General features: G+C 67.8%; 26 protein-coding genes and 1 pseudogene. 15 read left to right on the forward strand and 12 right to left on the reverse strand.

Annotation, left to right across the window (positions count from 1 at the left end):
* Positions 1–62 precede the first annotated feature (62 nt).
* The 3 genes from A5760_RS25460 (at position 63) to A5760_RS25470 (ending at position 4,081) form a co-directional block, all read left to right on the forward strand.
* Complete coding sequence (locus A5760_RS25460) at positions 63–548, forward strand: YkgB family protein (RefSeq protein WP_064886040.1); 486 nt, start codon at positions 63–65, stop codon at positions 546–548.
* A gap of 147 nt (positions 549–695) precedes the next feature.
* Positions 696–2,495 carry a flavin-containing monooxygenase gene (locus A5760_RS25465; RefSeq protein ID WP_064886042.1) on the forward strand — a complete coding sequence of 600 codons (1,800 nt, stop codon included), beginning with the start codon at positions 696–698 and terminating at the stop codon, positions 2,493–2,495.
* A gap of 38 nt (positions 2,496–2,533) precedes the next feature.
* Positions 2,534–4,081 (forward strand): flavin-containing monooxygenase, encoded by a 1,548-nt coding sequence (locus tag A5760_RS25470; protein WP_231122750.1) that lies wholly within the window; start codon positions 2,534–2,536, stop codon positions 4,079–4,081.
* Positions 4,082–4,138: 57 nt separating this feature from the next.
* On the opposite strand, the gene A5760_RS25475 is transcribed toward A5760_RS25470, so the two are convergent.
* The 6 genes from A5760_RS25475 to A5760_RS25500 form a co-directional block, all read right to left on the reverse strand.
* On the reverse strand, positions 4,139–5,539 hold the full coding sequence (locus tag A5760_RS25475; RefSeq protein ID WP_064886044.1) for a DUF2252 domain-containing protein: 1,401 nt from the start codon (positions 5,537–5,539) through the stop codon (positions 4,139–4,141).
* 58 nt (positions 5,540–5,597) lie between these two features.
* The gene (locus A5760_RS25480; RefSeq protein ID WP_082279620.1) at positions 5,598–6,434 is read right to left on the reverse strand and encodes an SDR family oxidoreductase; all 837 of its coding nucleotides are present in this window, start codon (positions 6,432–6,434) and stop codon (positions 5,598–5,600) included.
* Positions 6,435–6,500: 66 nt separating this feature from the next.
* On the reverse strand, positions 6,501–7,805 hold the full coding sequence (locus tag A5760_RS25485) for a sodium:proton exchanger (RefSeq protein WP_082279621.1): 1,305 nt from the start codon (positions 7,803–7,805) through the stop codon (positions 6,501–6,503).
* Positions 7,806–8,058: 253 nt separating this feature from the next.
* A complete protein-coding gene (locus A5760_RS25490) occupies positions 8,059–8,877 on the reverse strand; it encodes an SDR family NAD(P)-dependent oxidoreductase (RefSeq protein ID WP_064886046.1) in 819 nt (272 codons plus the stop codon).
* Entirely contained in the window at positions 8,878–9,291 is a 414-nt protein-coding gene (locus A5760_RS25495) for a nuclear transport factor 2 family protein (protein ID WP_064886048.1), read from the reverse strand. It abuts the gene before it with no gap.
* On the reverse strand, positions 9,288–10,331 hold the full coding sequence (locus tag A5760_RS25500; protein WP_064886050.1) for a zinc-binding dehydrogenase: 1,044 nt from the start codon (positions 10,329–10,331) through the stop codon (positions 9,288–9,290). The genes A5760_RS25495 and A5760_RS25500 overlap by 4 nt, the downstream gene beginning before the upstream one ends.
* Before the next feature lie 124 nt (positions 10,332–10,455).
* Here A5760_RS25500 and A5760_RS25505 point away from each other — a divergent pair, with 124 nt between their 5' ends.
* The 3 genes from A5760_RS25505 to A5760_RS25515 all read left to right on the forward strand — a co-directional run bounded on the left by A5760_RS25505 (position 10,456) and on the right by A5760_RS25515 (position 13,611).
* Entirely contained in the window at positions 10,456–11,322 is an 867-nt protein-coding gene (locus A5760_RS25505; RefSeq protein ID WP_064886052.1) for a helix-turn-helix domain-containing protein, read from the forward strand.
* A gap of 79 nt (positions 11,323–11,401) precedes the next feature.
* Positions 11,402–12,790: an MmgE/PrpD family protein gene (locus tag A5760_RS25510; RefSeq protein WP_064886054.1), complete on the forward strand. Its 1,389-nt coding sequence runs from the start codon at positions 11,402–11,404 to the stop codon at positions 12,788–12,790.
* A gap of 56 nt (positions 12,791–12,846) precedes the next feature.
* Positions 12,847–13,611 carry a DUF2127 domain-containing protein gene (locus A5760_RS25515; protein ID WP_064886086.1) on the forward strand — a complete coding sequence of 255 codons (765 nt, stop codon included), beginning with the start codon at positions 12,847–12,849 and terminating at the stop codon, positions 13,609–13,611.
* Positions 13,612–13,633: 22 nt separating this feature from the next.
* Here the strand turns inward: A5760_RS25515 and A5760_RS25520 are convergent, their stop codons facing one another.
* Positions 13,634–14,248: a PaaI family thioesterase gene (locus tag A5760_RS25520; protein WP_064886056.1), complete on the reverse strand. Its 615-nt coding sequence runs from the start codon at positions 14,246–14,248 to the stop codon at positions 13,634–13,636.
* Between the two features lie 91 nt (positions 14,249–14,339).
* Here A5760_RS25520 and A5760_RS25525 point away from each other — a divergent pair, with 91 nt between their 5' ends.
* The 3 genes from A5760_RS25525 (at position 14,340) to A5760_RS25530 (ending at position 16,142) form a co-directional block, all read left to right on the forward strand.
* Positions 14,340–15,185, forward strand: coding sequence for an SDR family oxidoreductase (locus A5760_RS25525; protein ID WP_064886057.1), 846 nt, complete (start codon positions 14,340–14,342; stop codon positions 15,183–15,185).
* A 152-nt stretch (positions 15,186–15,337) separates the two neighbouring features.
* On the forward strand, positions 15,338–15,502 hold the full coding sequence (locus A5760_RS27055; protein WP_196772208.1) for a hypothetical protein: 165 nt from the start codon (positions 15,338–15,340) through the stop codon (positions 15,500–15,502).
* 28 nt (positions 15,503–15,530) lie between these two features.
* Entirely contained in the window at positions 15,531–16,142 is a 612-nt protein-coding gene (locus A5760_RS25530; RefSeq protein WP_064886059.1) for a class I SAM-dependent methyltransferase, read from the forward strand.
* Here the strand turns inward: A5760_RS25530 and A5760_RS25535 are convergent.
* Positions 16,077–16,667 (reverse strand): CGNR zinc finger domain-containing protein, encoded by a 591-nt coding sequence (locus A5760_RS25535; protein WP_064886087.1) that lies wholly within the window; start codon positions 16,665–16,667, stop codon positions 16,077–16,079. The two genes, A5760_RS25530 and A5760_RS25535, sit on opposite strands and share 66 nt — an antisense overlap.
* A 148-nt stretch (positions 16,668–16,815) precedes the next feature.
* Between A5760_RS25535 and A5760_RS25540 the strand changes: the two genes are divergently transcribed.
* Together A5760_RS25540 and A5760_RS25545 are read left to right on the forward strand one after the other, a co-directional pair.
* Positions 16,816–17,511, forward strand: a complete 696-nt coding sequence (locus tag A5760_RS25540; RefSeq protein ID WP_064886061.1) for an SDR family oxidoreductase — start codon at positions 16,816–16,818, stop codon at positions 17,509–17,511.
* A 143-nt stretch (positions 17,512–17,654) separates the two neighbouring features.
* Entirely contained in the window at positions 17,655–18,113 is a 459-nt protein-coding gene (locus A5760_RS25545; RefSeq protein ID WP_064886062.1) for an SRPBCC family protein, read from the forward strand.
* A gap of 22 nt (positions 18,114–18,135) precedes the next feature.
* Here the strand turns inward: A5760_RS25545 and A5760_RS25550 are convergent, their stop codons facing one another.
* From A5760_RS25550 to A5760_RS25560, 3 genes are all read right to left on the reverse strand, one after another.
* Complete coding sequence (locus A5760_RS25550; RefSeq protein WP_064886063.1) at positions 18,136–18,882, reverse strand: methyltransferase domain-containing protein; 747 nt, start codon at positions 18,880–18,882, stop codon at positions 18,136–18,138.
* A 139-nt stretch (positions 18,883–19,021) separates the two neighbouring features.
* Entirely contained in the window at positions 19,022–20,398 is a 1,377-nt protein-coding gene (locus A5760_RS25555) for an adenylate/guanylate cyclase domain-containing protein (RefSeq protein ID WP_064886065.1), read from the reverse strand.
* A 40-nt stretch (positions 20,399–20,438) separates the two neighbouring features.
* Positions 20,439–21,044, reverse strand: coding sequence for a TetR/AcrR family transcriptional regulator (locus A5760_RS25560; RefSeq protein WP_082279626.1), 606 nt, complete (start codon positions 21,042–21,044; stop codon positions 20,439–20,441).
* A 187-nt stretch (positions 21,045–21,231) separates the two neighbouring features.
* Here A5760_RS25560 and A5760_RS25565 point away from each other — a divergent pair, with 187 nt between their 5' ends.
* The 4 genes from A5760_RS25565 to A5760_RS25580 all read left to right on the forward strand — a co-directional run bounded on the left by A5760_RS25565 (position 21,232) and on the right by A5760_RS25580 (position 25,769).
* On the forward strand, positions 21,232–22,182 hold the full coding sequence (locus tag A5760_RS25565) for an oxygenase MpaB family protein (protein WP_064886089.1): 951 nt from the start codon (positions 21,232–21,234) through the stop codon (positions 22,180–22,182).
* 149 nt (positions 22,183–22,331) lie between these two features.
* Positions 22,332–23,096 carry an SDR family oxidoreductase gene (locus A5760_RS25570; protein ID WP_064886067.1) on the forward strand — a complete coding sequence of 255 codons (765 nt, stop codon included), beginning with the start codon at positions 22,332–22,334 and terminating at the stop codon, positions 23,094–23,096.
* 157 nt (positions 23,097–23,253) lie between these two features.
* A complete protein-coding gene (locus A5760_RS25575) occupies positions 23,254–24,357 on the forward strand; it encodes an AMP-binding protein (RefSeq protein WP_064886068.1) in 1,104 nt (367 codons plus the stop codon).
* Positions 24,358–24,392: 35 nt separating this feature from the next.
* Positions 24,393–25,769, forward strand: a complete 1,377-nt coding sequence (locus A5760_RS25580; RefSeq protein WP_064886091.1) for an aldehyde dehydrogenase family protein — start codon at positions 24,393–24,395, stop codon at positions 25,767–25,769.
* A 21-nt stretch (positions 25,770–25,790) separates the two neighbouring features.
* Here the strand turns inward: A5760_RS25580 and A5760_RS25585 are convergent.
* Positions 25,791–25,924 (reverse strand): annotated as a pseudogene (locus A5760_RS25585) (cutinase family protein); the annotation flags it as partial.

Below are 25,924 nucleotides of genomic sequence, written 5' to 3' on the forward strand. Positions count from 1 at the left end.
AACGCGGCCTGAATCGTGGGTTGGGTGGACGCACTCGCATTGAGCTGAAGGGACTTCGCCCGATGATCGATCAAACCCTGGCGCCGGCCGCGGCGCCGACGCTGACCCGGTGGGGCCAACTCGTCAGCCGTTACGGCCTGGTGCTTGTTCTGGTGTGGATCGGATTCGGCAAGTACGTGAAAATGGAGGCCCGGGTGCTGATTCAGCACAGCCCGCTGATGAGCTGGGTCTACGATGTATTCAGCGTCACCTTCGTCGCGTATGCACTCGGAACGATGGAAATCGTTGCCGCCCTTCTCATTGCGGTACGCCCGCTTTGGCCGCGGGTCTCGGCTGCGGGCAGCGCGCTGGCGGTGGTGCTGTTTTTGGGCACGCTGAGTTTTCTCTTCACCACCCCGGGCGTGGTCATGACGTACGCCCACGGCGTTCCGGTTCTCTCGGCGCTGCCGGGCCAGTTTCTGCTCAAGGATCTCGTCTTGCTCGGGGTGGCGTTGTGGACGTTGGGCGAGTCACTGGCGGCCGTGGCTCAAGAGCGCGCCCCTCAGTAGCCGCCGTGTCGGCATCCGGAGGATCTGAGTCATGGTGTCGCGCAACGCTTTCGGGCCGGCACTCTTCAGTCGTTTTGCGCGGGCTGCGCCCTTGATACAATCAAGCCATTGATTATAGGGTCGAGGCCACGGAGAGGAACCCCAGCCGTGACCGAGACCGTTGGCCAGGCGCTTGACGTCGACGCGCTGCGCCGCAAGTACGCCGAAGAACGCGCGCGCCGCATCCGCGCGGACGGCATCGCCCAGTACGTCGAGATGGCCGGCCCGTTCGCCCGGTTCGCCGACGACCCGTGGGCCAACGGGGACCACGCCCGCGAGCCACTCACCGATGAGGTGGACGTGGCCATCGTCGGCGCCGGGTTCGGCGGGCTGTTGACCGGGGCGCGGCTACGTCAGCTCGGCGTCGAAAGCGTGCGGCTGATCGACCGGGCGGCCGACGTGGGCGGCACCTGGTACTGGAATCGCTATCCCGGAATCGCTTGTGACGTCGAGTCGTATGTGTACATGCCGCTGCTCGAGGAGCTGGACTACACCCCAACCGAGAAGTATGCGAAGGGCCCGGAGATCTTCGCGCATTGCAGGCGGATCGCCGAGCACTACGACCTCTACCGCGACGCCTGCCTGCAGACCGATGTGCGGGAGATCCGTTGGGACTCGGCTACATCGCGCTGGATCATCCGCACCGACCGAGGCGACGAGATGCGGGCCCGGTTCGTGTCCATGGCCAACGGGTATCAGGCCAAACCGAAGCTGCCCGGCATCGACGGACTCGGCGCTTTCCGCGGGCATGCCTTCCACACCAGCCGGTGGGACTACGCCTACACCGGCGCGCAGCTGCAGCATCTGGCCGACAAGCGCGTCGGCATCATCGGCACCGGTGCCACGGCGATCCAGTGTGTACCGCACCTCGCCGCTGCCGCCCAGCGGCTCTACGTCTTTCAGCGCACCCCGTCGTCGGTTGACGTGCGGGCCAACCGCGCCACGGATCCGGAGTGGGCCAACGCTTTACAGCCCGGCTGGCAGCGCGAGCGGATACAGAATTTTCAGATCCTCACCGCCGGAGGCCAAGCCGACCATGACCTGGTCGCCGATGCCTGGACGAGCATCACCCGCAAGCTCCCGGTCATGCGTCAGGACGCAGACGGCCTCGCCGATCCCGAACACCGCGGCCGCGACATCGAACTCGCCGACTTCGCCAAGATGGACGAGATCCGGGCGCGCGTCGCCTCGATCGTCACCGATTCCGCCACCGCCGAGGCACTCAAACCGTGGTACGGGTACTTCTGCAAACGTCCCTGCTTCCACGACGAGTATCTGCAGACGTTCAACCGGGACAACGTCACCCTGGTGGACACCCGGGGCCGCGGGGTGCAGCGGATCACCGAAGCCGGCGTGGTGGTCGACGGCGTGACCTACGAACTCGACTGCCTCATTTTCGCAACGGGTTTCGAGGTGGGCACCGATTACTGTCGCCGCACCGGATTCGAGTTGATCGGTCGTGATGGCGTGACGCTGACCGAACACTGGGACGACGGTGTGCGCACCTTCCAAGGCCTGTGCACGACCAAATTCCCGAACTGCTTCATCGAAAGCATCGCCCAGGCCGGCCTGACGGTGAACTTTCCGTACCTGCTCGACGTGCAGGCCGGTCACGTCGCCTGGATCATCGCGACCGCACTCGTCGGCGGCGTCACCGAAATCGAGGCCGCACCCGACGCCGAAGCCGGCTGGGTCGACACGGTGGTGGCCCGCTCGGTCGCGAGCGCTGAGCGCGCCAAGACGTGTACGCCCGGCTATTACAACCGGGAAGGCAAGGCCGACGCCAAGACTCGACAGGGCAGCTTCTTCTTCGGCGCGCCCACCGAGTACGCCGACATCCTGCAGCAGTGGCGAGCCGACGGCGATCTGAAAGGCCTACTGGTCCGCCGCGCCGGGGACGGGCCGTGACGAGTCGAAAGGCCCAGGCGCTCTACGCCATTGGGCGGATGCGGGCGGCGACCCGGCGCCGGCGCGGGCCGAAGGTGGCCATCATCGGCGCCGGCTTCGGCGGGCTGGGCGCGGGCGTCGCATTGCGCCGCGCCGGCATCGACGACCTGGTGATCATCGAGGGCGCCGACGGCGTCGGCGGCACCTGGCGCCGCAACACCTATCCCGGCGCCGCCTGCGATATCCAGAGCCATTTGTACTCGTTTTCCTTTGCCCCCAACACATCCTGGAGCCGCACCTACGCGCGGCAGCCCGAAATACTGGCCTACCTGGAATCGGTGGCCGACGACTTCGACCTGCACCGCCATCTGCTGCTCGACACCATGGTGCGGCGCGTGCGCTGGGACCCGCATGCGGGCGCGTGGCATTGCGAGCTGGAGCGCGACGGGCAGCCGGCCACATTGTCCGCCGACGTCGTCGTGTGTGCGGTCGGCCTGTTCGGTTCCGCCAAGCTCCCCGATATCGACGGGCTGAGCGACTTCGCCGGCCCGGTGCTGCACACCGCACAATGGGATCACGACCTCGATCTGGCCGGCCGGTCCGTCGCGGTGATCGGCACCGGCGCCAGCGGGGTGCAGCTGGTGCCCGAGTTGGCGAAGAGCGCCGGGCACGTTACGGTCTTCCAGCGCACCCCGCCGTGGATGGTGCCCAAGGACGACCGGCCATACAGCGCAACGGAATTGGCCCGCTTCAAACGCAGCGCCCTGGCGGTGCGCCGCGCGCGCTGGCAGATCTGGAAGTTTCAGCACGACAACACCGCGACCTTCGCCGATGACCCCGTGGTGACGGCGCGCACGCAGATCGCGGCGTCGTTCCTGGGCCGTACCGTGGCTGACGAATCGTTGCGGCGGGCGCTGACGCCGGACTATCCGTTCCGCTGTAAGCGGGTGCTGCTGGGCGACGACTATTACCGGGCCTTGCAGCGCGACAACGTCGAGCTGATCACCGACCCCATCGCGCGCATCGGCCCGACATCGGTGATCACCGCATCGGGCGCGGACGTCGACGTCGACGCGATCGTGCTGGCCACCGGTTTCGAGACGTCTCGCTACCTGTCCGGCATCGACGTGGTCGGCGTCGGTGGACGCAAGCTGCACGAGCACTGGGGCGACGACCCGTGCGCCTACCTGGGGGTGGCGGTGAGCGGATTCCCGAACTTCTTCATGCTCTACGGCCCCAACACCAATCAGGGCGGCAACTCCATCGTCTACATCCTCGAGGCCGGGGCGCGGCTGGTCGCGAGCGCGGTAAGCCGGCTGGCGCGCCGCGGCGGATACCTCGACGTGCGTCCCGAGGCCGAAAAGCGCTACAACGACGCACTTTCCGCGGACCTGGAGCGCACCATCTGGACGCAGTGCGACAGCTACTTCCGATCGCCGTCCGGCCGGATCGTCACCCAATGGCCGTATACCGAGCTGGAGTACGCGCGCCGGACCTGGCGGGTGCGCCGACGAGATTGGCTGCACGACGTCGGGACGCCGAACGGACGGACGACGCTAACCGGCACTGAAACCAGTAACACCGCGGACCAATTGGCCGGCAGCTAGGTCGGACCCATTCATCAACCGCTCATTCATCTGGCGGAGCCACAATCGAGCGGCCCTTCAGCGCGCGGGATCGTCGGCGACCTCGATATCGCCGGCCGCTGCCGCGGCGCGCAACTGGTGAAAGTCGTCAAGTGATTTGTCGGCGTAGGCATACGACCAATCGGCCACCGCGTCGTGCACCGCGCTACTGGTGCCGACATATCCCCGCAGGATTGACGCGTTCGCACTCTGCGCGTGAGCTCGAGCCAGCAGCACCGCACAGGCAAGGACGTATTCGGAGAAGATCGAGGCCGACATGCCTTCGGTGTCGATGCTGCCTTTCATGTCGTGGAACTGGCGGACGTAGTAGTCGCGACCGTCTTTGCGGGTCGTCCCCAGGAACACATCCGACATCGCCTGCAAGATCAGCTGACCGTCAATTACGCGCACGCCTTGTCCCTTGGCGTCGACCGCTGCGGTGAGGGTGTCCGGCTGCGGCCAACCGCCGTATTCGTCGAGCACCGATCGAGTGGCCTCTTTGATCTGCATGATCAGCGGTGTTCCGTTGGGGCCGACCAGGATGACCAGGTAGCACCTGGTGCCGACGCTGCCGACGCCGACAACCCGCAGCGCGATGTCGGTGACGCGAAAGTGCGATAGTAACAACGCCACGTCGGCCGGGACCGCGGCCAGATATTCCTGAACCGACTCGATCAGGGGGGCTTCGATGTCCTCTTCGACGTGTTGCAGGATGGGAGGTGCCTCGCGCAGACGAGGGGTCCCGTCCACGCCAATTTCCATGATCTGCTTGAAGACTCGCTCTGACGTTCGCGTGCGCGCCCGGGAGATCGTCCGCTGGATCGCCGCCTGCAGGCCCTTGGACACCTTTCCGGTGTACTGCTCGGGTTCCACCCGTAGGTAGTAGCGGTCCAGAACATTCATCTCCTCGAGCATCGCCTCGAGGCTGGTTTGATAGCCCGCCAACGCCTGTTCGACACAGCGGCGGATGGCCTTGCCCGGATATCCAGCGTGACGGCCACCGATGATCGCGCTGGTGATCAGACGTTTCACGTCCCATTCCGCGGGTGCGACGGCGGCCTCATCGAAGTCGTTCAGGTCGAAGACGATCGAGCGATGAGGGGCGGCGTACAGGCCGAAATTCGAAACGTGCGCATCGCCGCAGCACATGACTTCGATCCCGCTGGACGGGCTTGCGGCGAGGTCGGCGGCCATGACCGCGGCCGAACCTCGGTAGAAGGAAAACGGGTCGGCGAGCATGCGGGCAAACCGGAGCGGGACGAGTTCGTTTAGCCGCTCGGCGTTTTGGGTGACGAGAATTTCGGTCGCTGTTCGGGTGGATGGTGTCAACTGCGCGAGGGACCGCCGGGGGACGGTCTTGCGCAGCGTCCGGCCGCGGGCCAGATCCTCGCTGGGAACCTCGACGTCGATCAGGCGATCACGCAACGCCCGTTGCGGCATTTAACAAGCATAGTCAGCGCGGCAGGTATTTACGTCAGCGTGATATGTACTACCTCGTCTAGCCGCCGGCGGCCACCCTGGCCCGTTCGGTCATCGAGGCGATCACCCCGCCGTCGTTGAGGATATCGGTGCCGGTGAGGTATCCGGCCTTGTCGCTGGCGCAGAAGGCGAGCAGCTCGGCCATCTCCTCCGGCTTGCCCCACCGCGGGACGGCGGCGTTGGCAACCATCGCGCCGGCCCCGGCCTGCTCCTCGAGCCTGCCCATCTCGGTGTCGATGGACCCCGGTGACACCGAGACGATGCGCAATCCGCGGGCGTTGAAGCGTTCCGCCTGCGACTGGCTGTACCACTTCACAAAGCTCTTGCTCACGGCGTAGGCGAGACCGGATCGGGCATCCTCGGGAGCAATATCGCACGCCGCCAGCATGGCGTCCATGAAGGTGTCCTCGTCGTCCAACGCCTGCGGAAAGTGTTCTGTCGGAATGATTTCCGCGGGCAGCATGTGCGCTGCCATCGATGCCACGTTGACGATCACGGCGCCCTCGTCGGCGACTGTGAAGAGCTCCTCGTTGACGTTGACGGTGCCGACGGCATTGGTCCGCATGACATAGTCGGCGGCACCCATGCTCGGGCTGACCCCGGCGGTGTGGATGACGGACACGACCGTGCCGAGGCTGTTGGCGGTGCCGAGCAGGTCTGCCACGGCGCGCCGGTCGGTGACGTCGTAGTCGACGGCCGTCGCGGCGATCCCGAGGTCTTGCAGGGTGGTGGCCGCGGCCGCCAGCCGGTCCTGCCTGACGTCGCACAGCACCAGTGTGTGGTCGCGGCCGACGATTTTCGCCGTGGCCAGGCCCATGCCGCCCGCGCCGCCTGTGATCACCGCCACTCGATTCATACCTGGACCGTATACGCAGGGTGCTGTCGAACCCGGGCGCGGGGCGGTCCTCGGCGCGACGGAGGCCTACTGCGGGTGGGCGGAACCTTGCGGTTCGTGGTGCGGGTGACCGCTGTGCCGGATGGCCGTGCCGAAGAACGGCGCCCTGACGGTGGCGACTATCTGGCGGCGGTTGATGATCAGCGCGACGACGGCCACCGCGATGTAGACGCCACAGAGCAGCAGCCGCCCCTGTGTGGAGAAGATCGGGAACTGGACCACGAACAGCCCGAGCAGTGTGCACGCGGCGGCCCGATGGAACCGCAGCGCCAGGATCAGCGCCACCCCCATCATCGTCTGGGTCGCGGTCAGCAGCACCTCCTCCACCTGCCGGGAGTCGAGGTGCAGGGACAACCCGCCGCCGCCCAGCAGGTGGGCGATGGGCAAAGACCCGATCAGCAGGGTCCACTGGTTGACCTTCGAGGAGATCAGCGTGGCGATGGCCGCCGTGCCCTTGCCGCGAGTGGCGAAGATGGTCGCGATGATGAATTCGGGTGCTTCGGAGGCCAGCGGGGCAAGCCACTGCACCAGCAGGAAGCGGTTGATGCCGAGTTCGGTGCCCGCGGCGACCAGATTGTCGGCAAAGGGCTTGGCGCACAGCAGGATCACCCCGCCGGACAGCAGGAACAGGCCGACCACGGCGACACGCCGGCGGCGGTCGGGCAGGTCGCCCAGCGCGGCCGCGGTGCCGATCAGGTCGGGCTCTTCGACGTCGCCGTGGCTGATCTTGTAGAGGTAGAACCCGAACCAGGCCAGCAACGCCAGCCCCAGCCCGAAGTGGATCTGCCCGCTCGCCGGGATCACAAACGCGAGGACGCCGGCGATCAACAGGAATCCGAGTTCGACGCGGTTTGCTGGCTCCAGCGTCAAACCGGTGGTCTTTTCCGAGCCCGACTTGCGCGCGACCAGGATGCTCACCAGCACCACCACGGGCCAGCCCAGACCCATCAACAATCGGTTGGACCCGGTCATGTTGGCGGCGGCGTACTGCGTGTAGTCAGCGTTGTGGCCGGACACGTAGGCGTAATAGAGGTCGACGGCGTATTCGGGCAGCACCGCGATCAGGGCGAGCAGCGCCGTGGCCAGCCCGCCGGAGACGTCGACCTGCGCGGCCTCGGCCGCCCATGCCAGCAGGAAGCTGGCTGCCACCACCGCCGCCCCGAAGATCAGCAGGGCCAGCACCGCGCCGGTGTGCAGGCCCGCGACGCGGACGACCACGGCCGGGACGACGAAGGCGCCGGTGATCAATCCGGAGCGGGCCAGGGTGCGGCGCCGCCAGCGCGCCGTCGTCGAGACGGTGGCTGCGGGCCTGTCTATGGCGAGCATCGTCATCCTTTGCGGCGGGTGGCGATCGGGCGGCTACGTGGGCTCGGGTGCCGTGGTGAACCGGTTACCCAAGGTACCCGCGGCGGTGGGGGTCAGCAACGCAACGGGGCGGCGAAAGGGGCGATGTATCCGCGCCCATATTTGCTGCCCAGGGCACTGCGGATGCAAAAGTTAGGCTGACCTGATTTGGAACTTTGGCAAACCTCTCCGGCATCCAATACGACGCGCAGCGAACGCCCGAAGTTCCCGCCGGTTCCCGCTACGCATCCGGGCCCATGGCCGCGGCGGCAGCCTGGGCGAACAGCTCAACGGCCTGATTACGGCTCAGCGATGCCAGCAGCTGCGCCGCGGCGCGCATGGTGTCGCCCACCATCAGGGTGGGTCCGTTGCCGAGGTTCTCGAACGCCTCGGCGATGACGTCGGACACGGCGGCCGCGTCCGGGGGCACCTCGTCGGGGGATCCGATCAGGCCGCGGGTGTATTCGAGTTCGCGCAATGCCGGTGTGTTGGTCTTGCCCAGGATGAGGCCCAAAACGTCGACGCCCTTGTCGTGCAATTCGGCCCACAGCGCCTCGGCGAAGACCATGTCGAACGCCTTCGATGCGCCGTAGGCGACCATGTTCGGCCCGCCGGCCAGCCCGGCCCCCGAACCGAAGATGACGATGCCGCCGCTGCCGCGCTGCACCATCGCGGGTGCGTAGTGGTGACACAACTGCATGGGCACCATGCAGTTGCGCTGCACCATCGCCTCGGCCGCTTCGATCGGATTGGCAAGGAAGGGCTCGAAATTCGGGTCGGCACCGGCGCAGTACACGAGCGTGCCGATCTCCAGGTCGCCGGTTGCCGCGGCCACCGCCGCGGCGGCGCCCGGCTGAGCGAGATCGATTGCGAGCGTGCGGGTTTGCGCCGACGTCTTGGCCTCGATGTCGGCCGCGACGCGGTCGAGTACCGCTTGCCGGCGGGCCAGAAGTACCACGTTGACGCCGCGCTCGGCGAGCCCTTCGGCGAACGCCGCACCCACACCGTCGGAGGCGCCGGCCACCAACGCCCAGGGCCCGTATTTCGTCGCGAATGTCATCTACCCGCCTCCGACCGTCGTGATGCGAACCTGCGTGTAGCGCCGGCGGGCGATGCGCCACCCTGCCGGCGTGCGCACGATGTCGTCGTCGTAGAACCCGATCGCGTTGACACCAGAGTTGTTGTCGCCAGCCATGATCAGGCCGTCGATGTAGGTGCGTGCCGTGGCTTTGTCGCCGTCGAGGGTGACGGCCTGGTTGGTCAGGCGGTGCAGCGTGTGTCCCGCCAGGGCGTGCACCTGCTCCATGAAGTCGGCGGCTGCGTCGACGCCATTCCAGGTGCCGATCTCGCCGTAGTCCAGCTGGCAGTCGTCGGTGAAGACGGTGCGAAACAGCGGCCAGTCGCGCCGGTCGATCCCCGTGGCATAGCGCACCAGCAGTTCGGAGATGTCTTGGCGGTCATCGCGTTCGCTCACGAGAGGTCTCCATTCGGACGGACGACGATCCGGGGCGGGCCGTCGGACCTGCGGGCCTGATCGAGGGCCTCGGGCACCTCGTCGAGGCCGATGATCTTGCCGACGCTCGGCAACGGGTCCAGCCGACCCGCCGCGATGGCGTCCAGTGTGCCGTACCAGTCCTGCGGGTGTGGACCGCCACCGAACTGAATCGTCACGCCTTGGCGGGTGGCGGTGGTGATGTCGAGGGTGTCGCCGGTGTACCAGCCGCCCGCGCAGTAGATGCGGGTGCCCATTTCGGCGGATTCGACCAACTTCTGGATCAGCCCGGACGCCCCCACGCATTCGAATACGACTGCCGGCCCGGGCAATCCGCGTTGCGCGCGCACCTCGTTGAACGCTTCGAACGGGGACTTCTCGCCCGGGTCGACCAGCACGTGCGCGCCGAAGCGGTCACCGGCCAGCTGCCGCCGGTCCGCCTTGTAGTCGGAGACGACGATCGGTTCGATGCCGCGGCCGGCCAGGGCCGCGACGGCCGAGAGCCCGATCGCTCCCGCACCGATGACGATGGGGATCTCGCCGTGCTGCAGCTGCGCCGAGCGCACGTAGAACTCGCCGACGGCGAACGCGTCGGTCAATGCCACGGCGTCGCTGGACACCTCGCCGGGGGCGGGCTTGGCCGCCACCTCCGAAACCACCAGTAGCTCAGCAAAACTGCCCTGCGCCTCGGGATGCTGACCGATGATGCGCATTCCGCCGGCACCGCCGTCGACCAGGCGCACCGGCATGGCCGTCACGCGCGTACCGACGGCGAACTGGTCGGTGCAGCCCGGCCCATGTCCGACGACCTCGCCCACGAATTCATGGCCGAGCACGATGTCGCGGTCGGTGTCGTACAGCGAGCGGCCGGTCGGGTCGTCGATGGCGAGCTCGGGATGGTCCATGAAATGCACGTCGGACGCGCAGATCGCGGTGCTCAACGTGCGCAGCAACAACTCACCGGGCCCGGGTTCGGGGTCCGGCGTCTCGCGGACCTGTAACCGACCGTCTCGTAACACCACAGCGCGCAATGCGTTAACTTTCTCGAATAATCGATATAGGATCTCGAATGTTCGCATAACTGTAAAAACGCCGCCGTAAAGGAGTCAAGCGATTCGCGGTTCGACGTCAGCGCCGACCGCCCGCGTGCTCGATGTCGTCGAGCTGCTGGCGCGGTCCGGAAACGCGCGGCTGCGCTTCTCCGACGTGGTGCGCGAGCTGGGTCTCACCCAGGCGACCGCGCACGCGATCCTGAAGACGCTGTGCGACCGCGGGTGGGCCAGTCGCGATCCGGTCGCGAAGACGTTCGCGCTCGGTCCCGCGCTCGCCGTGGTGGCCGCCCGTACGGACACCGCCCGACCGCTCGCGCATGCGGCGCGGTCCGCGGCCCTGCGGCTCTCCCGGGAAGTCGGCTACGCCTGTTCGGTGGTCGAGAAGTTCGGTGATTCCTTGGTGGTCACCGCCTTTGAGGGCGAACCGGCCACGCAGCCGTCGGGCATACCGGGTGATCGCATCCCGTACGCGCCGCCGTTCGGCGTGGCGATGGCGGCCTGGGACACCGAGGAGGAACAACGCGAGTGGGTCCGGCGGGGTGCCGGTGACAATGCCGACCGCGCCCAACGCCTGCAACAGGTGCTGGCGCACACGCGCGAACGGGGATTCGACGTCGACTGGACGACGCCGGCGCTCGCGCAGGCGGTGCAGGTGGTCGGCACTTTGGACAGCAGGGAGATGCCGACTCCGGTGCGCCACATCATGGACCAGCTGCTGGTCGAGTTCACCACCATCGGCTTTCTTTCCGACGACAACCCGGGCCGGCGCAAGCAGCCCGTGGTGACCATCGCCGCTCCGGTTTTCGACGAACGGGGACGCGTTGCCCTGATGGTGGCCGTGCATCCGCTGTGCGCGCTGAGCGCGCGACAGATCCGCGACATCGGAAAACACCTGACCGACGAGACGTCCGCACTCGGCGGATCGACGCCGCAGCCGGGCTCGATCGATACCACCGTGTAGCGCATCGCACACACGACTGGGCCCGCCCCTCGGGGTAGCCTCGCCTGGGAGGCGAAAAGTGGTGGCACATAACTACGTTGTGGACGAACTGGCCGAATTCGTCGTCGGCGCCAGGCAGGCGGATCTGACCGGGCAGCCGCGCGCACTGTTGAAACGCAACGTGCTCGACAGCCTCGCGTGCGCCGTCGGTTCGCTGGACGGGGAACTCATCCCGACGATCCGTGACCACACCGCCCAGTTCGGCGGCGCCCCCACGACCACCCTGGTCGGCGGCGGGCGGGCGTCGGTGGACCAGGGCGCGTTCTTCAACGCGGTGCTGGTGCGCTATCCCGATCTGCTCGACACCTATCTGACCGTGGGCGGACTCTGCCATCCCGCCGACAACCTCGGCGCCGTGCTGGCCGTGGCCGAGCACACCGGCGCCGGCGGGGCCGACTTCCTGCTGGCGCTGGCGGTCGCCTACGAGATCCAATGCCGTTTCAGCGCACAGGTTCCCGTGATGGCGCGCGGGCTCAACCACGCGCTGCAGCTGTCGATGTCGGTTGCGGCGGGCAGCGCGAAGCTGTTGGGACTGAGCGTCGAACAGACCGCCAACGCCATCGCGGCCGCGGCGGCCGACAACGTGTCGTTGGCGACGGTCCATGCCGAACCGGTGTCGAACTGGAAGGGCATCTCACCGGCGATCACCGGCATGCGCGCCGTGTACACGACGATGCTGGCCGCGCGCGGCGTCACCGGGCCCAAGTCGCTGTTCGAGGGCCCACACGGATTGGTGCAGCTGTTCGATCAGCCCATCGATCTGCACACCGGCGACAAGAGCCTGCACTGCGTCGAGCGGACCTACCTGAAGCAGTACTGCTCACTCATCCACGGCCAGGTCGTGATCGACGCGGTTCTGGCTCTTCGGACCGAGAACGGTTTGCGCGGTGCGGATGTCGCGCGTGTGGTCCTCGAGGTCTTCCAGGGGGCGTACGACTTCGCCGGTGGGGGCGCGTATGGCGACAAAGAACATCCGATCACCAAGGAGCAGGCCGACTACAACCTCAAGTACCTGACCGCGGTCGCCCTGCTCGACGGCGGCGTCGGCCCCGAACAGCTTGAGAACGAACGTGTTCTGCGCACCGACGTTCAGGATCTGTTGACGTGCGTGGAGGTCAAGCCGGCCGACGATCTGACCGCCGGCTATCCGCAACGCACGGCGGCGCGCGTGCACGTGATCGCTAACGACGGGCGAGCGTTCAGCCGCGAGCAGTCGGATTACGAGGGATCACCCACCCGTCCGATGTCCTGGGAACGTGTCGTGGACAAGTTCGACTGGCTTGCCGAACCCTTCTGTGACGAGCCGCTGCGTGACGACATCGTCGCCGCGGTGGCGCGGATCGACGACATCGGAGTCGTCGAGCTCACCGGACTCCTCGGGTCGGTGCTTCCCACCGCCCGATGCGCGCGCAGCCGGCCGCGCTTCTGACGCACAACGTGCGCGCCCCCTTGCGTGGCCGACCGCCCGCCGTGAATGATCCGGCCATGGGGAAAGGACGCCGCCACAACCGGTGGGAGCTGGTCACCTGCGCCGTTGCCGGCCACGTCACCTACGCGCCCGACGACAAGTCCCTCGCCGACCGGCTGAGCGGCAACACCGGGCTGGGCGAGGTGTGGCGCTGCTTGCGGTGCGGCGAATTCACCGTCGGCGAGCCGCACGGACGCGGCAGCGCCGAGGACGCGCCGATGATCATGCGCGGCAAGGCGTTACGTCAGGCCATCATCATCCGCATCCTGGCGGTGGAACGCCTGTTCCGGGCGGTGGTGATTGCGCTTGCGGCCTACGCGGTGTGGAAGTTCCGCGGGGCGCGCGGCGCGATCCAGGCCACCCTCGATCGCGACCTGCCGATCTTTCGCACCGCCGGCTTCAAGGTCGATCAGATGACCATCGTGCACGAACTGGAGAAGGCGCTGGCGACCAAGCCGTCCACCCTGGCCCTGCTGACCCTGATGCTGGCCGGCTACGCCCTGATCGAGGTCGTCGAAGGGGTGGGTCTGTGGCTGCTGAAGCGCTGGGGCGAATACTTCGCGGTGATCGCCACCTCGGTCTTCCTGCCGCTCGAGATCCACGACCTGGCCAAGGGCATCACGATGACCCGGGCGGTGACATTCACCATCAACGTCGCCGCGGTGATCTACCTCCTGGTCTCGAAGCGACTGTTCGGGCTGCGGGGCGGACGCAACGCCTACGACGAGGAACGACGCGGCGAGCAGCTGCTCGACGTCGAGAAGGCCGCGGCGGCGAACTGACGCGCCCGCCGGGCGCCGACGGTCATGCCCGCGTGTCCTTGGGCTGGATGAAAACGCCCTCGGCCTCCACGGTGACGCCGTCCTCGTCGGCCAGGTGGCCGACCGCGAAGATCTTGACCCCGTCGACGCGCTCGACGCGAGCCTCCGCCCGCAGTCGCCGGCCCAGCGGCGTGCGACGCCGGTACCGCAGGGTCAGGGTGCCGGTGTACGCGGGCTTGTCGGGCTGGTGGGCCGTCGCGCCGAGCACATGATCGAGCACCAGGGCGCACACCCCGCCGTGAACGGTGTCCGGCGGGCCTTCGTAGGCGGCGCCCAGTACGAACTCCGACCACACCAGGCCGTCGGGATCGTGATGGATGACCAGCGGCGGCGCCACCGGGTTCCGCAGACCCACCACGGCGTTGCCCCACGCAATGGTCTGGCCGTCGGGGGTGCGGTGCACGCCGAACGGCCCTGGTAGCAGCTCATCGCTCAATTCGTCTGCCGCACTGTCGATTCTGGCTATCGCGGCCGCGACGGCCGTCGGCCCGGCTTCGGTGCGGATGCTGATGTCGAGGAGCCGGCGGACCGATTCGGCCAGCGGCGCGTAAACCGACTCGAGCTGGCTGACATCGATGCAGGGCGTCTGGGCATGCATCCTGGCAACTTAACAGTGCGACCACTGGGTGGGCCGCGCCCGTCGGAGCGGCCGGTTGCCCGGGCATACTGCCCTGAGAACGGAGGAGTCAATGGGGACCTATGCCATTACCGGGTCGGCTTCCGGGATGGGCCGCGAGACGACCCGGCGTCTTCGGGACAACGGGCACAGCGTCATCGGTGTCGACATCAAGGACGCCGATGTGGTCGCCGACTTGTCGACGCCCGATGGGCGCAGCGCGGCGGCCGACCGCGTCCTGGAGCTTTCGGGCAACAGACTCGACGGTGCCGTCCTGGCGGCGGGGCTAGGTCCGAGTCCCGGCCGCGACCGCGTCCGCCAGATCGCTGCGGTCAATTACTTCGGGGTCGTCGAATTGCTGGCCGCGTGGCGTGCCGCGCTGGCCGCCGCCGAACGCGCGAAAGTCGTTGTCGTCGGCAGTAATTCGACGACCACCATACCGGCGGTGCCGCGCCGTGCGGTTAAAGCGCTGCTTGCCCACGATGCCGGCAAGGCGGTGCGAGCGGTGCGGCTATTGGGTCCTGCCGCGCCGACCATGATGTACGGGGCGTCCAAGATCGCGGTCAGTCGTTGGGTGCGACGACACGCGGTGCGTCCGGAGTGGGCCGGCTCGGGCGTGCGCCTGAACGCGCTGTCACCTGGCGCGATCATGACACCGCTTCTGCAGGAGCAGTTGTCGGACCCGAGGCAGGCGAAGGCCGTCCGGTCGTTCCCCGTCCCGGTGGGCGGCTTCGGTGACGCAGGGCACATGGCCGACTGGATGTGCTTCATGCTGTCGGACGCCGCCGATTTTCTCTGCGGCAGTGTAGTATTCGTTGACGGCGGTACCGACGCGTATTTCCGCCCCGATGACTGGCCGAAGGCCTTACCCGCACACCGATTGCCCGGTTATCTGCGCAGGTTCAAGGGTTTTCACTAGGCGCACCGTTGCGCGCCTTTCGTTGCGTCACGGATGTGCCCTACACCACAGATGGCTTTTCGTGGCGTTTACCGCGGCGCGGCGCCCTCGTAAAACGGCTGCGGTGCAATTGAATGAGTCGGCGCACATGCCGAAAGAACAAAGGACACATTGTGGCAACACTCCCGACCTGGGTCAGCCAGGCTCCCGCCACTTTCGACGTGGTCGCGCCACTGAAGGCACGCGCCTTCGATGTAGTGCACGCGGTGCTCCGAACCGGGCGGCGACCGGTGGACCCGGGCCCGCGCCTGATGCCCAAAGGCGTCGAACGCTGCTGAGCGCCCGGTCGGGCAGACTGGGTCGACGGTGGATGACTACGCGAAGCACGACGACTACTGGAACCACAACACCGCCTATCACCCGTGGCTGGTCGACCTCGCCTCCCGGCAGCGCGGCGACGTGCTGGACGTCGGCTGCGGGGACGGACTGCTGGCGGCGCGGCTAGCCGCGGTGTCACGCATCGTCGTGGGGATCGACGCCGACCCCACATCGGTGCGGCGCGCCTCGCAGCGACTGCAGGCGCTCGATAACGCCTCGGCGGAACTGCGGCCCTTCGAGGATCTCGAGCAGGCCGAGCGTTCATTCGATCTGATCACCTTCGTCGCCAGCCTGCATCATCTGCCGCTGCGCGACGCACTGGGTAAAGCACGCCAAATGCTGCGCCCGGCAGGGGAATTGGCGGTGGTTGGACTGTCCGCCAACAAGAGCGTCGCCGACTGGGTGTGGGCCGGTCTGTGTTTACCGGCGGTGCGCGCCGGGTCGAGGCTGCACCGGGAAACCCGCAACATCGGCGTGGCCGTCGCCGATCCCCGCGAAAGCCTGGGCGAGATCCGGCAGGCGGCCGAAGACGTTTTACCGGGGGCCCGCATCCGACGGGGACTTTACTACCGGTACCGCCTGCTCTGGCGGAACGCCTGACGCCGCCGCCCGGTCGCGTTCGCGCCGCCGGGCCCGGGAGGCCCGCAGATTGACGGCGTTGCCGCACGTTTTGACGTCGTGCCAGACCCCGCTGTTGTTTTTCGAGCGATCGTAGAACGTCGACCCGCACCGGTGGTTGTGGCAGCGCTTGATCCGCCGCCAGGTGCCGGCGTGCTGGCTCAACAGGATCTCGCCCCACAGCGCCGACGCCAGCCAGCGCCAGCCGCTGCCGGCGGGGTCCAGCCGCACCTCACCGGACTCGGCCAGCGCGAAGGATGCCGCAACGCCGCCAGGACCGCGCCCGCTCGGGGGTTCGCCGTCCACCAGCCGCTCGACGGTGGCACGCACGGCGCGAAGCCTGACCAGGTCCGCGTCACCCAGCTCCGGTGGCTGCAGGTCCGCGCCGCGTGCGGCCGACCACGCTCGCACCACGGTGGCCGCCCAGTCACGGGCGAGCTTCGGGTCGGCCAACAGGTCCGGCCCGTACCCTTCGACGGCCCTCGTGTTCAGGAAGTCCTGGACCAGGCCCAGGCCGCCGGGTGCCGCGGCGCACCCGTATCGCTGTGACGCAACCCACGAGGATGACATATACAAACAATAGTTGACTATGTCGGACCGGTCAATTAGCGTGACGTAGGCATAGTAGTTTTGCCTACGTCAAAGGAGCGAGATCATGGTCAACGTCAAGGGGTCGACGGTGGTGGTCACCGGTGGACAACGCGGGCTCGGCAAGGCCATCGTGGCGGAGTTGTTGGAACGCGGCGCCGCCAAGGTCTACGCCACTGCCCGGGCGCCGCAGCCCAGTCCGGACCCGCGCGTGGTGAGCGTCGAATTGGAGGTCACCGAACCGGATTCGGTTGCCGCGCTGGCGGCCAGGGCATCGGACGCCGACATCGTCATCAACAACGCCGGTGTGCTCGGCGCCGGCAGCTTGCTCACCAGCGACATCGATGAGGTCCGGGCGGTCTTCGAGACGAACTACTTCGGCGCGCTGCGCGTGGCCAAGGCGTTCGCCCCGATCCTGGCCGACAACGGCGGTGGGGCACTGGTCGACATCGCCTCGATCCTGTCGTGGATGCCGGGATCCGGCGGCTACGGCGACTCCAAGGCCGCGCTGTGGTCGACGACGAATTCGCTGCGTATCGAGCTCGAGAAGCAGGGCACCCTGGTGGTCGCCGCGCACCTCAGCTTCACCGACACCGAGATGACCTCCGGCTTCGACGCACCGAAGAACGACCCGCGCCAGGTGGCGCGCGCGATCGTCGACGGCATCGAGGCGGATGACACCGAGGTGCTGGCCGACGACGACACCCGCTACGTCAAGGCGGCGTTGTCCGGACCGATCGAGGCGCTACCCCGGATGGGATGAACGGCTGGAGGCTCGAAGGTCTGTCCGAAGGCAGAATTGCGTGGTGTGACGGTGGGTCAAGCAGGCCGTTGCGGTGGCTCACTTGGTCGGCCCGGCCCAAAGTCACCGGCGCATCGACCGGCCCGGCGTGTTTGGATAGCACCATGTCCGATACCGAACTCGATCGCGTCGTGAGCGCCACCCGCGTGATGTCGGCCAACGCCGCCCGGATTTTCGAACTGATCGCCGACCCGTCGCGCCAGCCGAGCTGGGACGGCAACAACAACCTGGCGTCGGCCGCCGCCGGCCAGCGCGTTCATCGGGTCGGCGACGTCTTCAAGACCACGCTGACCAACGGTGCGGTGCGGGAGAACCACGTCACCGAGTTCGTCGAGGGCAGCAAGATCGCTTGGCGCCCAGCCGAACCCAACAAGCAGCCGCCGGGCCACCTGTGGCGCTGGGAGCTCAGCCCGGTCAACGCCGAGCTCACCACGGTGACCCACACCTACGACTGGACGGAGCTGGCCGACGCCACCCGCCTCGAGCGGGCGCGGGCGACGACGGCCGACATGTTGCGCGAGTCGATGGACCGGCTCGCCCTGCTCGCGCAGGCGCCGGAGTAAGGCCCGGGCGCCAGGGCGACGGTCAGCCCTTCTTGGCGCGCACCCACTGGAACGTGCCGAGGTTCTTCACTCGCACGCTGGCAAAACCGTTGTCCTCCAAGACATCGCCGATTTCATCGTCGCCGAACGCGTGCGCCCCGACATTCGGCAGCAGCTGCCAATACCGGGCCAGCCGCCCGGCGGTCGGGACCATGACGGCCAGCCTGCCGCCCGGCCGCAGCACGCGGGCGATCTCGGCGAGGGCGGCCGCCGGATCCGGCACCAATTGCAGCACCGCGGTCGACACCGCGACGTCAATAGTGCCGTCGCGCAGCGGAAGTCGTTGTGCGTCGGCCTTGATGAAGCCGACCTGCGGCCCGGCCTCGTTGCGCACGGCGCGGGCAAGCATCGGCTCGGAGATATCGACGCCGAGGCCCAGCCCCTCTGGGCCGGCGGCACGAGCCAGCGACGCGGTGACGTTGCCCGGGCCGGAGCCGACGTCCAGCGCGATGCCGCCCTGCGGAACGTCCAACCACTCCAGCGGCAGTTGCCACGCGCCGATCCAGCGCCGGGAAATCGCTTGGGCGTTGTCGTAGAGCATCGAGCCGATCGGTGACGCCCACGCCGCCTGGATCGGGCCGGTGTTCTTCTCGACGGCGCCGTCCTGGGCCGCGCCGGTGCCGAGCAGGTCGAGGTAACCCCGGCTCACGTCGGGATCGGCCGGCGGGTCGATGAGCAGGTCCAGCGCTCGCCGAAGCGCGGGAGGCAGCGAGATGTGCACGTCGGTCATGCGTACTCCTTCGATCAAATGCCAAGCCAGACGCCAGAAATCGAATGGAAAGCCCGTCAAGCCTCGGCTCCGGTGAGTCCCGTCCGCAGCCTACGCCGAGGGCCCACGACGCTTCGACCGCTGCGAATTGTCTGCCGGGTTACCGGCGGACGACGGCGTGCTCGCGGACCAGGGCGTACAGCCGCCAGTAACCGGGCACGCCCTTGAGCGCGGTCTCGCCGCGGTCGCCGAACCTGTGCCGCGACCCGGTGACGATGTCGCGCAGCGTGGACGACACCAGCACCTCGCTGGGCCCGGCGAGCGCCGCCACCCGCGCGCCGATGTGTACGGCCATCCCCGCGACGTCCGCGCCGCGCACCTCGACTTCGCCGGCGTGAATGCCGACCCGCACCTCGATGCCCAGCACGTGAACGTCGTCCACGATGGCGTCGGCGCAGGCGATCGCCGCGCTTGGGCTGCTGAACGTTGCGACGAATCCGTCTCCGGCCGTGTTGACTTCGCGGCCGCCGAAGCGCTGCAGTTCGTGCCGCACGATCCTGTCGTGGTTGTCCAGCAGGTCGCGCCAGCGGTGGTCACCCAGCGCCGCGGCGCGCTCGGTGGAGCCGACGATGTCGGTGAACACGATCGTGGTGAGCAACCGCTCGGCGTCAGAGCCGCCACGCACCCCGGTGATGAACTCTTCGATCTCGTCGAGCATGGGTGCGGTGTCGCCGACCCAGTACAGGGCGTCCTCGCCGGGCAGTTGCACGAGATGCGATCCCGCGATGTGCTCGGCGAGGTAGTGCGCGTGCTCGACCGGGCTGAAGCCGGGGTTGTCGCGATGCAGGATCAGCGTCGGCACGGTGACGCGGGGCAGCCGGTCGCGGACATCGCCCTCCCTGACCTTGTTGATGAACGCACGGGCCATGCTGGGTGACGCGGCCCGGTTACCGGCCATGTCCCACCACGAGCGGAACGCGGCGTCATCCGTCACGGAGGGCGCGATGATGCCGAGCATGTCGAAACCCTGCTCGACGGCGTCCGGCTCCATCCCGATCGACGTGAATCGATCGGCGGCGTCGAGCTCAGCGCCGATGGGGTAGTCGGGGCCCCGCAGCGTGCGCGCGGCGCCGTTGGCGATGACAAGGCTGTTCACTCGATCGGAGTGGTCGGCGGCGAGAACCACACCGGCCAGCGTGGTGAAACCCGGGGCGAAGACGGTGGCTCGCTCGCAACCGACCGCGTTCATGACAGCGATCGCATCCTGTGCCCACGATTCCGGGCCGAGCATGTCGAGCGAGGGAACCCGGGACGACAGGCCGATGCCGCGCTGATCGAAGCGGATCACCCGGCAGAACGAGGCGAGCCGACGATGGAAGCGGTACATCGAGGGCTCGAGGTCGACGCAGTCGATCGGGATCAGCGGGCCCGGCAGCATGAGCAGGTCCATCGGCCCATCGCCGAAGACCTGATAGGCGATGTCGATTTCGCCGCAACTGGCGTACCGGGTCCGCGGAGCCGCAGAACTCCCAGCCACGGCTCAAGGCTAGTGCAGGGTGCCGACAATTCGAGGCCCGTTAACGGCGCTGCCCGCGGCTGATGATCGGAACCAGATAGCGTGCGGCGTACTCGCGCACCGCGGCCGGGTCAGAGGTGTCGAGCCGGTCGGTGGGAAAGACGATGATGCCGAGGGCGACGCGCAGCAGGATGTCGGCGATGTTGTCCAGGTCGGGCTCGGCCAGGTCGGCGCCGCACCGCCGCAGGGTGTGGGCGATGCCGTCGGCGAACTGGCGAATCGGGAAGGCCTGCGACCGGGAGAACATGCCGAACAGCTCGGGTTCGCTCTCGGCGATCCGCGAATACAACGGCGAGTCCTGCACCAGGCGCACCCCGAGCGCGAACGCCTCGATCACCGCCTGTTGCGGGTCGCAGTCCGTTGTCGCACGGTCCAGGGTGCCGAAGAAGAGCCCGGCCTCGCGCCGCACCACGTGGGCGAACAGGTTCTCTTTGGTCGGGAACCGACGGTAGATCGTGCTGCGGCTGACCCCGGCCCGGGCGGCGACGTCGTCGATGTTGGCGCGGCGCACGCCGTAGGTCTCGAACACGCTGCGGGCGGTGTCCAAGATCGTGCGATCGAGATCGGTGAGTGCATCGGCGCTGGCAGAGCCCGGTTCGGACTGCATGATTGGCGGCATCGTATCAATTCCTCGGCGGGTCACTGCCGACTTTCTCGGAGCGCTCGGGATCCGCCCCGCGATGTGCAACGGCAGCGAGCGATTGCTAGGCTCTGAACAAAGATACGGCTTTGTTTCATTAGTTCACAACGTCTGGCGGGACGCACGCCGCGCCCGGCGCGACGAGGAGGTGGGCATGACCGCCCAGAATGACGAGTTGACCGCGGGGTCGCGGTTCGACACCGGCGTTCGCGAGGCGATGCCCATGCCCGTCGACGACCAGGTCGCCGACGCCGCGCCGCGGCTGGGTCCGGATTCGTTGATCTGGAAGTTTTACGGGGACAACCGGACTCAGCTCTTCGGATTCCAGCGCACAGCCGGGGTGGAGAACTGCATCGAGCAGCTTGCCCAGGGCGTGCTGGACCACTCCGTCATCTTCAGCGACACGCTGGGCCGGGCCAAGCGGACCGCCCCGCCCCTGATGAACACCGTCTACTCCGACGAGCCTCACGAGTGGGGCCGCAAGGTGCGCGATTTCCACAGGATGATCAAGGGCACCATCAGCGACGGCTCGAGATACCACGCCCTGAATCCGGAGCTGTTCTACTGGGCGCACGCCAGCTTCGTCGACCAGGTCATCTACAACACCGACACGTTCATCCGCCGGCTGTCGCGCGCGGAGAAGGAACAGATCTTCAACGAGGGCAAGCTCTGGTACAGCCTGTACGGCGTCAGCGACCGCGGACAACCGCAGACCTACGACGACTTCCTGGCCTACTGGGACGAGATGCTCGACCGGTTCGTCCCGCACAAGACCGTGCTGTACGGCACCGGCTACATCCGCAAGGGCATCCCCGGACCGCGCCGGATTCCCGAGCCGGTGTGGAAGATCCTGTCGGCGCCGCTGAACGCCTACACCCGGCTGGTCGTGGTCGGGACCCTGCCACCGCAGATGCGCGAGGTGTGCCAGCTGCAGTGGGATGCCAAGAAGGAGAAGCGTTTTCAGCGCGTCGCGGCGGCCATCCGGGCGCTCAACCCGCTGCTCAACCGGCTGCCGGTACGGGTGCTCTACACGAGCTGGGCGGCCGCGGCGTGGCAGCGCGCCGGCGTCGACCCGCGGCCGCTGCACAACCGCCCGGCCGCCTGACGGGTTCTTCGGCAGCCGCGTTGGTCGTGACACCGCGCGGGCGCATAGGGCATCGTGGTTAGCCGGCTCCGCATTGGGGCATTCCGCTCTGTCGGCCGAAAGGGCCGGTCGAGCGAGCTGACGGCAGGGCGACCCGAAGGAGAACCGCGATGCAGATGACCGGCAATACCGTTCTGGTCACCGGTGGCGGCAGCGGCATCGGCCGCGGCCTGGCCGAATCTTTCCACCGCTTGGGCAACCAGGTGATCATCGCCGCCCGGCGCACCGACCATCTGCGGGCCGTGGCCGAGGCCAACCCGGGCATGCAGACCCTGTCGCTCGATCAGGGCGACCCCGCCGACATCCGGCGATTCGCCACCCAGCTGACCGACCACTACCCGGACCTCAACGTGGTGGTGAACAACGCCGGGATTCAGCGGGTCGAGGACCTGACCGGCAGCAACGTCGGGCTGGCCGAACAGAGCATCGCGATCAATCTGCTGGGCCCGCTCCGGCTGACCTCGGCCCTGCTGCCGGCGCTGCTGCGCAAGCCGCACGCCACGATCCTCAACGTCACGTCCGGTTTGGCCTTCATGCCCAGCGCGCTCACCCCGACCTACTGCGCCGCCAAGGCGGCGCTGCACTCCTACACCGAATCGCTGCGGTTCCAGCTGCGCGACACCTCGGTGCAGGTGATCGAGATCATTCCGCCGCACGTGCAGACAGCGCTGCAGGGCGAGCGGGGATTCGACCCCCGGGCGATGCCGCTGGAGGACTACATCACCGAGACGATGACGCTGCTGCAGACGCAGCCGGACGCCAAGGAGATCGTGGTGGAGCGCGTCAAGATGTTCCGGTACGCCGAGCGTGACGGCACCTATGACGACATCTATCCCCGATTCAACGAGGCGATCACCGCCCTACTCGGCAGTTAGGCCACCGACGGCTACCTCCGTGAACCGCCATGACGCTGAACACCACGTGCACGCCGATGAAACTCCTTGTGAAATAAGGCGTTAATGCGATACGACGACGTGAGTGGAGGCCCGGCGTCGTTGGCGTAGCGGTCCGCGATGGGACAGGATCGAGGACATGGCCGAAGTCGATTTCTCGTTGTTGGACGTCCCACGCGCGGCACCCGTCGAGGATGCCGAGGCCTATTTGCGCGCGGCGATCGCCTGGCACTTCGGCGACGACACCGGTTCGCCGTTCTGGCTGCGGACCGCCCACGCGCTGGACTTCAACCCGTTGACCGACGTCAACACCCATGCCGATCTGCGGCTCTTTCCCAACCTGGTCAATGAATTGCGCAGTGTCCCAGTGGAAGATCTCATTCCCCGCGGTTACGCGGCCCAGGGATCGACGCCACCGGTGCCCCAGGTATTCGAATCCGGCGGAACCACCGGCGCCCCGAAACGCACTGTGCAGCTGCCCGATTGGGTCGCGCAGGTCGTCGAGTGGCAAACCGAGGACTTCGCCACCGGCGGCTTCCGGCGGAGCCAGGGCTTTCTCTGCCTGATGCCGAGCGGACCGCATGGCGTCGGCTACTTCTCCCGGCTGGTGTCGCACCGGCTCGGCGCGGTTTTCCACGCGATCGACATCGATCCCCGCTGGGTGAAAAGGGTCGCCGCCCGCGGCGCCGCTGCCGAAGTGGCGGCCTACGTCGACCATGTCGTCGAGCAGGCGGTCTTCGTGTTGCAGACGCAGGATGTCGCGAACCTGCACACCACGCCGCCGCTGCTGGAGGCGATCGCCCGCGACGACCGGGTGGTCGACCTGGTCAACGCCAAGGTCCGCTACCTGCTGCTCAGCGGGGCGCACGTGGACGCCGACACGCTTGATCTGCTGCGCGGCATCTTCCCGGCGACGACGATCACGATGGCGTTCGGCAGCACCATGGTGCTGTCACAGGCGGTCACCCGGACCGTCGACGGCGATACATTCGTCTTCGACCCGCGCACCCCGTACGTGGTGTTCTGGGTGATCGATCCCGATACTGGGCAACGGGTTCCCTACGGGCAGCAAGGCCAGGTGGTGATGAACCACATCAGCAAGGGCATGTTCATACCGAACAACCTGGAGCGCGACCTGGCGATCAGGATGCCCGGGCCGGCGGGTGAACTCAGCGATTCAGTCAGCGAGGTGCGGCCGGTCTCCACTTTCGAGGGTGAGGCCGTCATCGAGGGTGTGTACTGAGCGTGGTGGGTGAAAACGTGGTCACCGCAACCGGTTTGGTAGCGCTCGACGCGCTCGGCCCGGACGGCGAATACCGGACCCGTAAACGCGAGGTGATCACCACCACCGCCGGCACCGCGGTCGCCGAGCTGAGCCTGGTTCCGCCGCTCTACGTTTCGCGCACGCTGCGCGCGCAGCGCAACGCCGCACCACTTCCGGTCGCCCGGCGCGCGGCCGCGCTGTCCCGGGCCGCCGACATCTTTGGAAACGGCGTGATCGCCGGACTGGATTTCGAGACGTATGTGGTGTTGGCCGGCGCGATCTCGGGCATGCCGATCGCGATCACCCGCGCCGGGGCGCGCGGTGTGGCCGACGCGGTCGCCGGCGCGTTCGATGCGGTGCGGCCGGCCCAGCCGGCGGGGGCGACGCTGGACTGGCGCGAGGAGCGCACCCGCGCGGGTGGCGCGCTGTGGGTGCGGCGCGGGGAGGTGTTCGCCGTGCACGCGGCCGGGAACGGCCCCGGTGTCCACGGGCTCTGGCCCCAGGCGCTGGCGCTGGGCTACCGGGTCGCGGTGCGCCCGTCGCGGCGCGAGCCGCTGACGGCGCATCGACTGGTGTGCGCGTTGCGGCAGGCCGGGTTTCGCGCCGAGGACGCCGCCTATCTGCCCACCGACCATGCCGGTGCGGACGAAATAATCCGGTCCGCCGATCTCGCGATGGTGTACGGGGGCCAGGAGGTGGTCGACAAGTATGCCGGCGATCCGACGGTGATCGTGAACGGACCGGGCCGCACCAAGATCGTGATCACCGCCGACCGGGACTGGCATGACTATCTGGACGTCATCGTCGACTCGATCGCCGACCACGGGGGCATGGCGTGCGTCAACACCACCGCGGTGCTCTACGAGGGCGATGCCACTGCTTTGGCCCGGGCGATCGCCGAGCGATTGGCGGCCATCGAGCCACTGCCCACCGACGACGAGCGGGCGATCCTGCCCACCCAGCCCGTCGAGAAGGCGCGCGCCCTGGCGAACTTGCTGGCGGCCAAGGCCGCCGGATCAACCCCGCTGCTCGGCGCCGATCAGGTGGTCGCCGATCTCGGCGACGGCTACGCCGCGCTGCGCCCGGCCGTACATCTGCTGGCCGAGCCCGACGCGGACAAACTCAACCTCGAGCTGCCCTTCCCGTGTGTGTGGGTGTCGGCCTGGTCGCGCGGGGCCGGGTTCGAGGCCGGCATTGCACCGTTGCGGCATTCGCTCGTCGTCACCGCGATCACCGGCGACGAGACGCTGATCGACGATCTGGTCGCCGAACCGACCGTCGGCAATGTCTACTGCGGGCACCATCCGACGTGGTTCCATGCACCGCACATTCCGCACGACGGATTTCTGGCCGACGCCCTGATGCGCAACAAAGGGTTCATCGGGGAGTAGCCGGGAGTGCCCGTCGGACCGTTACTCCCCGAAGGCGCCGTGCGGCGACGCGACCGACTGTGCGCCGGGCCCGCCCGAACCGAGGTGGCTGGAGGCGAAGGCGACGCCCTTGTCGATCATGGCGCCGTCGTCGGCGTAGGTGTCGTGTGCGGCGA

Source organism: Mycobacterium colombiense, from assembly GCF_001665835.1.
GTDB lineage: Bacteria > Actinomycetota > Actinomycetes > Mycobacteriales > Mycobacteriaceae > Mycobacterium > Mycobacterium colombiense_A.